This is a genomic window from Streptomyces sp. Da 82-17 (assembly GCF_046098215.1).
Taxonomy (GTDB): Bacteria; Actinomycetota; Actinomycetes; order Streptomycetales; family Streptomycetaceae; genus Streptomyces.
Genome location: NZ_JBJURH010000032.1, coordinates 1 through 11,681, shown reverse-complemented (window position 1 = coordinate 11,681; position 11,681 = coordinate 1). Strand labels below are relative to the sequence as shown.

Below are 11,681 nucleotides of genomic sequence, written 5' to 3'. Positions count from 1 at the left end.
GGAGGTCGTGTGATGTCCAGGGAACCGGACGGGCTCGCGGAGCTGCTTCCGCAGTGGCACCGGCTGCGGGACGCCGAGAACACAGCGCAGGGAGAGCCGCTGCGGGCACTGCTCGCGGTGATGGCGGAACAGCTGGACCGGGTCCGGGACGGCGTGGAGCAGGGCTACGAGGACCTGTTCGTGGAGACGGCCGCGCCGTGGGTGCTGCCGTACCTCGGGGACCTGGTGGGCCACCGCTCGCTGCCCGGGTACGAGCGGGTGCTCACGACCGGCCTGAAGGGCTCGGGCCCGGCCGCGCTCGCGCAGGCGCTCGCACCGCGCGCGGACGTGGCGGCGACGGTCGCGCACCGGCGCCGCAAGGGCACGCTGCACCTGTTGGAGGAGATCTCCGCGCAGGTCGCGGCCTGGCCCGCGCGGGCCGTCGAGCTGTCCCGGCTCGTCGCGCACCAGCAGCCGGTGAAGCTCCTCGCCGACGGCGCCCCGCACCGGTCGGCGCGCGGCCGCCTGGTCGACGTACGGGACGGCGCCGAACTCGACCTGGCGGGCGGCCCGTTCGGGTCGACGGCCCGGACGGTGGACGTGCGCCGCGCCAACTCCGCGCGCAGTCAGGGGAGTTCGAGCCCGGCCGGGGTGGCGCTGTTCGTGTGGCGGCTGAAGGCGTACGCGCTGACGCAGTCGCCCGCGTACTGCATCGACCGGGCCCGGAACCTGTACACGTTCTCGATCCTCGGCAACGACAGCCCGCTGGTGACGAAGCCGGTGCCGGAGCCGTCGGCGACGCACATCGCGACGCTCGACAACGTCCCGGCGTTCATCCGCCGCCGCCAGCTGCACGACCGGCTCGCCGACTACTACGGCCCCGGCAAGAGCTTCGTGATCCGGCGCGACGGCGAGGACCGGCCGGTGCCGATGTCGGACATCGTCGTCGCGGACCTGTCGGACTGGCGGTACCGGCCGAAGCGCGGGCAGGTCGCCGTCGACCCGGAGCTCGGCCGGATCGCCTTCGGCTCGCGCTCCGCGCCCCGCCAGGGCGTGTGGGTCGACTGCCACTACGCGTTCGGCGCGGACATGGGCGGCGGCGAGTACGAGCGGGACCGGCCCGAGCGCCCCGACGCGGAGTTCTACCGGGTCGGCCCCGACCAGCCGTACCAGCGGATCATGGACGCCTACCGGGCCTGGCAGCACGACCGCAGGGCCGGGCGGTGCGGGCCCGAGGGCATCGTGGAGATCACGCACAGCGGCGCCTACCAGGAGCAGCTGGACTTCGACCTGGACCCGGGCGACCGGTTCGAGCTTCGGGCGGCCGAGGGTGCGCGGCCGGTGATCCGGCTGCTCGACTGGTACAGCAACCGGCCCGACGCGCTGAACATCCGCGGCCTCGCGGAGGACTGCGCACCCGGGGAGCGGCCTCGGGTCACCCTCGACGGGCTGCTCGTCGCGGGCCGCGGCATCAACGTGACCGGCCCGGTCGGCGCGGTCGTCGTACGGCACTCGACTCTCGTACCCGGCTGGTCACTCGAGCCGGAGTGCGAGCCGCACTCGCCGGAGGAGCCCAGCATCGTCCTGGAGCGCACCACGGCCTGCCTGCAGGTCGAGGACAGCATCCTCGGCACGATCGAGGTGATCGGCGACGAGGTGTCCGAGGACCCCCTCGACATCCACATCCGCGACAGCATCCTCGACGCCACGGGCAGCGACCGCGAGGCCCTGTCCGCCCCGGACTGCCGGCACGCGCACGCGGTCCTGCACCTGCACCGCTCCACGGTCGTCGGGGAGGTGCACACGCACGCCGTGGAGATCGCCGAGAACTCCGTGTTCACCGGGCGCCTGCACGTGGCCCGGCGCGGCATCGGCTGCATCCGCCACTCGTACGTGCCGCCCGGCTCCCGCACCCCGCGCCGGTACCGCTGCCGGCCCGACCTGGTGGGCCCGTCTCCGGAGGAGGTGGCGCGGGTGCGCCCGCTGTTCGTCTCCGAGCGCTACGGGACGCCGTGGTACGGGCAGTTGGCCGACCGGTGCGCCGAGGAGATCCGGCGCGGCGCGGACGACGGGGCGGAACTGGGCGCGTTCCACGAGCTGTACCGCCCGCAGCGGGAGGACAGCCTGCGCGCCCGGCTCGCCGAGTACGTGCCCGCGGGCACGGACGCCGGGATCTTCTTCGTGACGTGAGCACAGCTCTGGGGCGCGAGCGCTGCTCTCGCTTGGGGGCGTTGCTCTCGGGCGCGAGCGCGGCTCTCGGGGGCGGGCATTGCTCTCGGGCGCGAGCACTGCTCTCGGAGGCGAGCAGCGCTCTCGGGTGCGGACGCCGCTCTCGGAGGCGAGCACGGCTCACCGCCGGGAGCACCGCTCACGCCGGGGAGCACAGCTCAGGCCCAAGAGCACCGCTCACGCCCGGGAGCACCGTTCACGCCGAAGAGCACGGCTCGCACCCAAGAGCACCGCTCACGCCCAAGAGCAGCACCGCTCAAGCCCCACCCGCCCGCGCACACCCGCCCACCGACTTCACGACCCGCACTTTCCGAACCAGGGGGACCCCCTTCATGCACGCTGACCTCTCCCGCTCGACGTTCCGGCCCGACCGGCACTACTCCGCGGTCCTCGCCCAGCAGGGCCGTGTGCAGTTGGACGCCGACGCCAACGAGCAGGCCGCGATCCAGCTCCACCAGGCCCGTACGCTCGCCGCCGACCTGATCGGGCGGCACGGCGGGCCGCGCGAGAACGCGGGCTTCCACATCCACTTCCCGGGCGACAACCGGGAGATCGACGACCTGGAGATCCACGGCGGCCGCTACTACGTCGACGGCATCCTCTGCGACGCCGACCGGCCCACGGCGGGCGACGCGGTCCCGGACGAGGGCGAGGAGGACGCCGAGGCGCCGCCCGCAGGACCGAAGGTCTGGCACTACTGGGACCAGCCCGACGCGTACCGCGACCCGGAGCGGCCCGGCGACCGGCTGCCGACCACGTACCCGTACGTGATGTACCTGAAGGTGTGGGAGCGGGCCGTGACGGCCGTCGAGGACCCGGCGCTGCGGGAGGTCGCGCTCGGGGCGACGCTGACGGACACGGCGGCCCGCGCCAAGGTCGTCTGGCAGGCCCTGCCACTGCCCGCGACGCAGCTCGACCTCGACGACCCGGACGGCGCGGACCCGGCCGAGGTGCGCTCGGCGTTCGAGAAGTGGGCGCGGGAGCAGGCGTCGACGGCCCGGTTCGCGGCGCGGGCGCGGCGACCGGAGCACGCCGACGAGGACCCGTGCCTGGTCCGGCCGGAGGCCCGGTACCGGGGGCCGGAGAACCAGCTGTACCGGGTGGAGGTGCACGAGGGCGGCACGGCGGACGAGGCCACGTTCAAGTGGTCGCGGGAGAACGGCTCGGTGGTCTTCCCGGTGGAGGAACTCGACGGCACCTGGGTCGAGTTGGCGTCGCTCGGGCTCGACGACAAGCTGGACCTGGACGTCGGCGACCTGGTCGAGTTCGGGGACACCGCGTACGTGTCGCGGCTGGAGCCGCTGCCGCTGCTGCGGGTGGAGGAGCTCGACCTGCCGGGCCGCCGGGTGCGGCTCTCCGGCGAGCCGGACGCGCGCGTGGGGCGGCGCCCGGAGCTGCACCCGTTCCTGCGCCGCTGGGACCACCGCGAGGGCGTGCGCCGCAAGGGCCGTACGGCGGGGCTGCGGGGCGGGGCCGTGCGGGTGGAGGAAGGCACGTGGCTGCCGTTGGAGGACGGGGTGGAGGTGTACTTCGAGAAGGGCGGCCGCTACGCCACGGGCGACTACTGGACGGTCGCCGCGCGCACCGCGACCGGCGATGTGGAGTGGCCGGTGAACGCCGCCCGCAAGCCGCTGTTCGTGCGGCCGGCGGGCATCGCGCGGCACTACGCGCCGCTGGCGCTGGTCAAGGGCGAGCAGGAGCCGGTGGATCTGCGGCTCGCGTTCAGCGCGCTCGCGACCCGCAGCATTCCGCACGCGAGCGACGCGGAGCTCGCGGCGGAGGCGCAGGCGCGGGACGAGGAGTACGCGGCGGAGAACGCCGCGCCGTCCGGCATGAGCAGGTCGGAGACGACGGCGGCCGCGGAGGCGGCGGTCGACGAAGGGGGGCTGTGATGGCGAAGCCGCTGTCGGCGGGGAAGCTGGTGGAGGTCCTGCGAGCCGAGGGCCTCACGGTCCACGAGGTGCGCAACTGGCGCCGCCACAACCGGAATGCGAAGGGCCCGTGGGGTCCGGTGAACGGGGTGATGATCCACCACACGGCATCGTCGGGCACGGAGGGCTCGGTGAACCTCTGCTACGAGGGCCGGGCGGGCCTGCCGGGTCCGCTGTGCCACGGTGTGATCGACAAGAAGGGCGAGGTGCACCTGGTCGGCAACGGCCGCGCCAACCACGCGGGCCTCGGCGACAACGACGTGCTGCGGGCGGTGGTGAACGAGTCCCGGCTGCCCGCGGACAACGAGGCGAACATCGACGGCAACCGGCACTTCTACGGCTTCGAGTGCGTCAACCTCGGCAACGGCAAGGACGAGTGGCCGGCCGCGCAGAAGGAGGCGATCGAGCGGGTGTCGGCGGCGATCTGCCGGGCGCACGGCTGGACGGAGCGCTCGGTGATCGGGCACAAGGAGTGGCAGCCGGGCAAGATCGATCCGCGTGGTTTCACCATGGACGGCATGCGCAAGCGGATCGCGGAGCGGCTGCGCGGCGAGGGCGGCAAGGACCCGATGCCGAAGCCCGAGCCGAAGCCGCGCCCCAAACCCCAACAGCCCGCCGGTTACGCCGAGTTCCCCGGCAGCGGCTTCTTCCACGTCGGCCAGGTGCACCCGGTGATCGAGGCGATGGGCGAGCGCCTGGTGGCGGAGGGCTGCAGCCGGTACGAGGTGGGGCCGAGCCCGGAGTGGACGGACGCGGACCGCAGGTCGTACCAGGCCTGGCAGCAGCGGCTGCGGTTCAAGGGCAAGGACGCGGACGGCATACCGGGGAAGGTGAGCTGGGACCTCCTGAAGGTCCCGAAGCCGCGCCGCTGACCGCACGACGGGTGCTGGGCGAGGGCCGCCTCCCCTGCCCAGCACCCGCGTCGAAGGGTCAGGCGTTCATCTCGTACGCCCCGGACAGTGCCTCCACCCGGTCCCACACGCGGGCCGAGCGGGACGCGTCGACGGCCGGGCGGCGGACCGCGCCGAGCGCCCAGGTCTGCTGCGCCTCGGTGGCGGAGTCCTTGCCGTGCAGCTCGACGGCGTGCGCGGAGAAGTCCCGGACGAGGACGGCGAACAGCTCGTCCAGGACGTCGGCGTCGACCTCGGTCAAGGCGGCCTGTTCCAGGACGAGTTGGGCGTGCACGACGAGCGCGAAGAGCTGGCCGACGGCGAGCAGCAGGTCGAGGTCGCGGCTCTGCTCCTCGTCGGGCGCGGCGGTGGTCACGAACTCGCAGAGCGCGTCGGCCTGTTCGCGGAAGCGGGCGACGTTCGGCAGGTGCGTGTACGTGTCGAAGGCGGGCCGCCAGTCGTGGAAGCGGACCGAGCCGAGGCCGCGGGCGGGGCCCTGGCGGAACAGGAAGTCGTCGTCGGCGGCGTCGAGTCGGGTCGGCACGGGCTCGTAGTCGGCCGGGGCGAGCAGGTGGTTGCGCATGAACTTGAGGATCAGCGCGAGGTTGACGTGCACGGTGCCTTCGAGCTTCGGCAGGCTGCGGATCTCGACGGCGGCCTGCGCGAAGTAGTTGTCCTTCTCGAAGCCCTTGGCGGCGATGACGTCCCACATGAGGTCGATGACCTTCTCGCCCTCGGTGGTGACCTTCATCTTCGTCATCGGGTTGAAGAGGAGGTAGCGGCGGTCGTCGGGCCCGGCGGTGCGGAAGTAGTCGACGGCCCGGTCGCTGAACAGCTTCATGCCGACGAGCCGCACGTACGCGTCGGTCAACTCCCGGCGCACGTGCGGGAACACGGTGACCGGGCGGCCGTACAGGATGCGGTTGTGGGCGTGCGTCACGGCCTCGTACATGGCGTGCTCGCAGATGCCGATGGACGCGGTGCACAGGTTGAACTTGCCGACGTTCACGGTGTTCAGTGCGGCGTCGAACGCGGCGCGGCCGGTGTGCAGGACGTCGGCGGCGGCCACCGGGTAGTCCTCCAGGCGGAACTCGCTGACGAACTTCGACGAGTCGACGACGTTCTTGACCAGGTGGTACGCCTCGTGGCGGCTGTCGGCGGCGAAGAACACGTACCCGTCGGGGCCCTCGACGTCGGTGCGGCGGCCGAAGACGGAGACGAGCCCGGCGGCGTTGCCGTTGCCGATGTAGTACTTGGAGCCGGTGGCGCGGAAGCCGCCGTCGCCGTCGGGGGTGAGCAGCATGTCGGTGTTGTAGATGTCGGCGCCGTGCGACTTCTCGGACAGGCCGAACGCGAACACCTCGCCGTCCGCGAGGAGTTGGGCGGCACGCGCACGAGCCTCCGCGTTCTCGCTCTGCCACACCGGGCCGAGGCCGAGGATGGTGACCTGCCAGGCGTACCAGTAGTCGAGGCCGTAGAAGCCGAGGATCTCGTTGAGCGCGGCGATACGGGCGGTGTCCCAGCGCTTGTCGCCCTCGCCCTCGCGGGCGTCGGCGGCGGGCGTCAGGAACGTCTCGAACAGCTTCTCCTTCGCGGAGAACGCGAGGAACTCGGCGAGCCAGGCGCGGTCGCGGTAGTCCTCGATGAGCTTGCGCTTGCCGCGCGCCTCGAACCAGTCGACGGTGGCGCGCAGGAGCCGCCGCGTCTCGGGGTCGAAGTGCGCCGGGTCGTAGGTGTGCGGGTTGAACAACAGCCGGTCGGCCATGGGGGGTTGCCGCCTTTCGCGGGGCTCGCAGGGATCGCGGGGTTCGCGGGGTTCGCGGGGTTCGCGGGGTTCGCGGGTGGGACTCGAAGTCGGGGTTCAGCGCTCGGCGCGGAAGCGGTGGAGGGTGGCGAGGACGTCGTCGAGCCAGGCGATCATCATGCGTTCGTACGCGATGCCGCCCCGCAGCACGGCGTGCTGGAGTTCCCGCTCGGCGCCCTCGGGTCCGTAGGGGCCGCCGTCGGTCCCGCCCCCGAAGTCCCGTTCCTCACCGGCGCGATAGTGGGCGAGGCGGTCGGCGTGCGCCTGCCGGTGCCGTTCGACCTCGCGGATCAGTCCGCTCGGGTCGTCGAAGGCGGCGCCCCTGATCTTCACGGCCAGGTCGTGGCGTACCGTCTCGGGCTCGATCGGGTCGTGCAGCCAGCTGGTGAGCGCGGCCCGGCCGAGGTCGGCGACGGAGTACGTCTTCTTGTCCGGCCGGCCCTGCTGCGGGACGACCCGGGCCTCGACCCAGCCGTCGGTCTCCATCCGCTTGAGCACGCGGTAGATCTGCTGGTGGGTGGCGGTCCAGAAGTAGCCGATGGACCGCTCGAAGCGCCGGGCCAGCTCGTAGCCGGAGCCGGGCTTCTCCAGGAGGGACACGAGGATCGCGTGCTCGATCGCCATGCCCCGGATCCTGCTATGCAACTTGTTGCATAGACAAGTCGGGCCGCCCCGATGAGACACGTCTCACCAGGGCGGCCGGTCCCCTGACCTATGCGGGCGCCACCGCTCCCCCACCGCGCCGCACCCGCTCGACCACGTCGTCGTGCACGTCCGCGAGCGCGGCGGCGGCCCGAGCGGGCACGGGGCTGCCGGTGAGCGTGTACCACTCCTCGGCGCCGGTGTACTGCACGGCGACGGCGACCCCGCCGTCGTCGAGCGCCTCCGTCGCGACCGTCAACTCCCCGGTGACGACGCCGACTTCGTCGGTCATGGCGCCGCCGGGCCCGGCCTTCACCTGCGTCACCCGCTGCCGCCCGCTCATGACGCGCAGGTGCCCAGCATCTCGTCGAGCTCGCTCTTCTCCGCCTCGGTGACGGTCAGCTCGTACGTGGACTTCACCGAGGTCCAGGCCCGCCCGTACACGCACCAGTACGTCTTGGCCGGGGGCTGCCACTCGTCCGGGCCCTGGTCGCCCTTGGAACGGTTGGACGAGGCGGAGACGGCGATCAGCTGCGGGTGCGTGAGGTCGTTGGCGAACTCCTCGCGCCGGTCCTGCGTCCAGTCGTCGGCGCCGGAGCGCCAGGCGTTGGCGAGCGGCACCATGTGGTCGATGTCCAGGTCGGACGAGTCGGTGAACGTCTCGTCGTCGTACACGCTGTTCCAGGTGCCGGACACGGCCCGGCACTCGTCGTTCCGCTTCACGTCCTGGCCGTCGCGTTCCAGGACGACCTCGCGGGTGTCGCAGTTGTCGCCCTGCTCCGACCAGTGCGGGAACTTCTCGCGGCTGTACCCGCTCATCGAGCCCTGCGGGGCGACCTTCAGGCCGTCGAGCAGCTTCCGCGCCTCGGCGGCGCTCGGCACGCCCGGCAGCGTGCCGGCGTCCTCGCCCCCGCCACCGCCCGCGCCGCCGGTGCCGCCCGTGCCGCCCGTGTCGCCCGTGTCGCTTCCGGTGCTCTCGCCGGCGGACGGCTTCGGGTCGGTCGCGCCCGGTCCGGTGCCGCCCTCGGCGGTCGGCGAACACCCCGCCACGGCGAGCACCGCCAGGACCGCCAGGAGGTGTCTGGCTCCTGGGCCCCGCCCCCACCACTTCTGACGTGCCATGAGTTCCGTCTCCCTCTCGCCCGGTGGCCGTTCGCGCGCAGCCTACCCACGGAGCGGAACGGTTCTGCGGACGGCAACTCTCCGCTCACGCGGTCGACTTGTCCCCCGTGCCGTACGGGTGTCTCGCCGACCGCCCCTCGGGCCCGGCCCCGCCGCCGGTCCGCGTGCCGGGCTCTGATGAGATCAGGGGTACGCAGTCCGCCGCCGAAGGAGCACGACCCCGATGACCGACGCACGCACCGCCGCCGCGCCGCGCACGCCGCGCACGCCCGTGAGGAGCGCGCCGTGACGGGCCGTCCGGGCCCCGCCGCCGGGTCCGCGCGCAGGTTCCGGGTGGGCGCGGCCGCGGCCCGGCCGTGCACGGTGGTGGTGTGCCGGGGCTGCTGCTGCGGCAACCCGCGCAAGTACCCGGGCATCGACCACGACTGGCAGCTCGACCTCCTTCGCGCGGCCGCCGCCGAGTCGGACGGCCGGGTCGCCGTGCGGGTCTCGGACTGCCTCGGCCCGTGCGACCAGGCGAACGTGATCGTCGTACAGCCCTCCACGGCGGGCCGGCAGGCGGGCGGCAAGCCCACGTGGATCGGCTTCGCGATGGGCGACGACTGCACGGAGGAACTCATCGCCTGGGTCACAGCAGGCGGCCCGGGACTCGCCCCGCCTCCGGCAACCCTGGAGCTCCAGTTCGTGGCAACACCGAGAGAGGCGAAGGCAGCACGCGGGCGAAGGTGAGCCGCGGGAAGACCCGGCGAGACCGACGGCCTCGGGGGGCGCGGGGGCGGCGCCACCAGCGACTCCCCCGCGTACCGCGACCAACCACCCCGCCGGGGGCGCACCCCGGGCCCACGCGAGCCCGTAGACGGCACCGGCGAACACGACAGCGGCAACGGACAGTTCGCCCTCGACCAGGCAGCCGCCCGGGACGTGGCCCGGCGAGACCGACGGCCTCGGGGAGCGCGGGTTCCGAGCCATCAGCGACTCCCCCGCGTACCGGGACCAACCACCACCGCCAGGGCCCCGGGCCAATGCGAGCCCGTAGACGGCACCAGCGAACACGACAGCGGCCACGGACCGTTCGCCCTCGACCAGGGAACCGCCGAGGACGTGGCGGGGAGGGCGCGGGGGCCGAGTCATCAGCGACTCCCCGGCGTGCCCCGACCAGCCACGACTGCTTGGGCCACGCGCCCCTCCCCCCGGCGCCCACGGCCCAGTCGCGCATGAGTCCGTTGCCGGTCCGATGAACGCGGCAGCGGCGATGGGCAGTTCGGCCTTGTCCGGGGGTCCGGCCGTGAGCCGTCAAGGCACGCTCCACCCCTCGACCGGGGGCCGCCCCACCCAGGCCGCCCGCAAGGCTCGCCAGCACCGGGCCCCACTCCCGCTCCGCCCCACCTCGCCCGTCCGGCACCTGAGGACGACGAGCACGCAGCGCGAGCAACCCGCGCCGCACCCGCCTGAACCGGAGCCCCGCCCAGGCCCGCAAGGCGTGCCCCGGCCCCCGGCCCCGCCCGCGCCGCCGAATCCAGCCCGTCCGGCGCTTGAGGACGAGCGCACAGCGCGATTCAGCGGCGCCGCAGACTTACGGGAACGGGCGGGGAGGGGAAGCGGAAGCCCGTCCGGCGCTTGAGGACCAGCGCGCAGCGCGATCGGACGGCGCCGCAGACTTACGCGAAGGGGCGGGGAGGGGAAGCGGAGCCCGTCCGGCGCTTGAGGACCAGCGCGCAGCGCGATCGGACGGCGCCGCAGGCTTACGGGAACGGGCGGGGACGAAGACGCCGTCCGCGCAGGACTACGCCCGGCCCCGCAGCACCCCCGCGAGCGCGAACGCCAGGAGCCCCGCGAGCGGTACGACGAGGAGTCCGGCTCGGAGGGACGTCGCGTCGGCGACCGCGCCGACGACGGGAGGGGACACCAGGAAGCCGAGCCGCATCAGCCACGAGACGACCGTGAGCCCCGTGCCCGGCTTGAGTCCGGGCAGTTCGTCGGCCTCGTGCATCGCCGCCGGCACGGTCGTCGCGACCCCGAATCCGGCCGCGGCGAAGCCGAGGACGGTGCCGGGCACCGTGGGCACGGCGAGGGCGAGCCCCATGCCGCCGGCGGCGAGCAGCCCGCCCGCGCGGACGACGGCCCGCTGCCCGTACCGGTCGACGAGCCGGTCCCCGAGGATCCGTCCCACGAACTGCGCGCCCACCAGCGCGATGAACCCGGAGGCGGCGAGCGCGGCCGAGGCGCCGAGGGAGCCGGAAAGGTACACCGCCGCCCAGGAGTTGCCCGCGTCCTCGACGAGCGTGCCCGCGGTCGCGATGAGGACGAGCGCGGCCAGTACGTACGAGGTGCGCAGCCGCGACGGCGGGCGTTCCGTCGACCGCGCGCCGCCGGGGCTGGGGGCGTCGGCGGCGGTGCGGTCCCCCGCCGCGGGCAGGCAGTACCGCAGTGCCACGCAGGCCGCGGCGGCGAACACCGCGCCGGACACGGTGAGATGGACGGTGCGGGAGAGGCCGAGGGCGAGGGCGGCCGCGGCCATGGCGCCGCCGGTGACGGCGCCGACGGACCAGATGGCGTGCAGGGAGTTGATGATGGAGCGCCCGTAGCGGCGCTGCACCTCCAGGCCGTGCGCGTTCTGCGCGACGTCGACGATCGCGTCCATCGCCCCCGCGAGGAACAGTCCCGCCGCGAACAGCGCCGCCGTGGGCGCGGCGCCTGCCGCGAGGATGCCCGCGCCGGTGAGGAGCGTGCCGCCGACGGCCACCCGCGCCGAGCCGAGCCGCCTCACGACCGCCCCGGCCGCGAGGCCAGCCACGATCGCGCCGACCGGGAAGGCCGCGACCGCGAGCCCGTACCCCGTGTTGCCGAGGCCCAGGTCGGCCTTGATCTGCGGATATCTCGGCAGCAGGTTGGCGAACAGCGCCCCGTTGGTGAAGAACAGCACGGCCACGGCCACCCGGGCCCGCCGCAGGGCCGGGGCGGGCCGGTCGCGCACGACGTCGACGTCCACACTCATGCGGCGAGCGTACAAGCCGGGCGTACGAACGTACACTCCGGGCGCGAGCCCGCCCCCCCCTACCCCGCCCCCCTACCCCGCCGCCGGGC

At 73.7% G+C, this 11,681-nt stretch carries 9 protein-coding genes; 4 read left to right on the top strand and 5 right to left on the bottom strand.

Translation table 11 applies throughout. The features are described from left to right. Window positions 1–12: 12 nt before the first annotated feature. The 3 genes from ACIDOF_RS35335 (at window position 13) to ACIDOF_RS35325 (ending at window position 5,011) form a co-directional block, all read left to right on the top strand. Window positions 13–2,169, top strand: a complete 2,157-nt coding sequence (locus tag ACIDOF_RS35335) for a hypothetical protein (protein ID WP_409010333.1) — start codon at window positions 13–15, stop codon at window positions 2,167–2,169. Window positions 2,170–2,540: 371 nt separating this feature from the next. Next, entirely contained in the window at window positions 2,541–4,100 is a 1,560-nt protein-coding gene (locus ACIDOF_RS35330) for a DUF6519 domain-containing protein (RefSeq protein ID WP_409010332.1), read from the top strand. Continuing rightward, window positions 4,100–5,011 carry a peptidoglycan-binding protein gene (locus ACIDOF_RS35325; protein ID WP_409010331.1) on the top strand — a complete coding sequence of 304 codons (912 nt, stop codon included), beginning with the start codon at window positions 4,100–4,102 and terminating at the stop codon, window positions 5,009–5,011. The genes ACIDOF_RS35330 and ACIDOF_RS35325 overlap by 1 nt, the downstream gene beginning before the upstream one ends. A 58-nt stretch (window positions 5,012–5,069) precedes the next feature. Here the strand turns inward: ACIDOF_RS35325 and ACIDOF_RS35320 are convergent, their stop codons facing one another. The 4 genes from ACIDOF_RS35320 to ACIDOF_RS35305 form a co-directional block, all read right to left on the bottom strand. Beyond that, on the bottom strand, window positions 5,070–6,794 hold the full coding sequence (locus ACIDOF_RS35320) for an acyl-CoA dehydrogenase family protein (protein WP_409010330.1): 1,725 nt from the start codon (window positions 6,792–6,794) through the stop codon (window positions 5,070–5,072). A 96-nt stretch (window positions 6,795–6,890) separates the two neighbouring features. Then, window positions 6,891–7,457: a PadR family transcriptional regulator gene (locus ACIDOF_RS35315; protein ID WP_409010329.1), complete on the bottom strand. Its 567-nt coding sequence runs from the start codon at window positions 7,455–7,457 to the stop codon at window positions 6,891–6,893. 88 nt (window positions 7,458–7,545) lie between these two features. Beyond that, window positions 7,546–7,818 carry a hypothetical protein gene (locus tag ACIDOF_RS35310; RefSeq protein ID WP_409010328.1) on the bottom strand — a complete coding sequence of 91 codons (273 nt, stop codon included), beginning with the start codon at window positions 7,816–7,818 and terminating at the stop codon, window positions 7,546–7,548. After that, the gene (locus ACIDOF_RS35305; RefSeq protein WP_409010327.1) at window positions 7,815–8,597 is read right to left on the bottom strand and encodes an HNH endonuclease family protein; all 783 of its coding nucleotides are present in this window, start codon (window positions 8,595–8,597) and stop codon (window positions 7,815–7,817) included. The genes ACIDOF_RS35310 and ACIDOF_RS35305 overlap by 4 nt, the downstream gene beginning before the upstream one ends. Before the next feature lie 285 nt (window positions 8,598–8,882). Between ACIDOF_RS35305 and ACIDOF_RS35300 the strand changes: the two genes are divergently transcribed. Then, entirely contained in the window at window positions 8,883–9,326 is a 444-nt protein-coding gene (locus ACIDOF_RS35300; RefSeq protein WP_409010326.1) for a (2Fe-2S) ferredoxin domain-containing protein, read from the top strand. Window positions 9,327–10,380: 1,054 nt separating this feature from the next. On the opposite strand, the gene ACIDOF_RS35295 is transcribed toward ACIDOF_RS35300, so the two are convergent. Continuing rightward, entirely contained in the window at window positions 10,381–11,592 is a 1,212-nt protein-coding gene (locus tag ACIDOF_RS35295; protein ID WP_409010325.1) for an MFS transporter, read from the bottom strand. Window positions 11,593–11,681 lie beyond the last annotated feature (89 nt).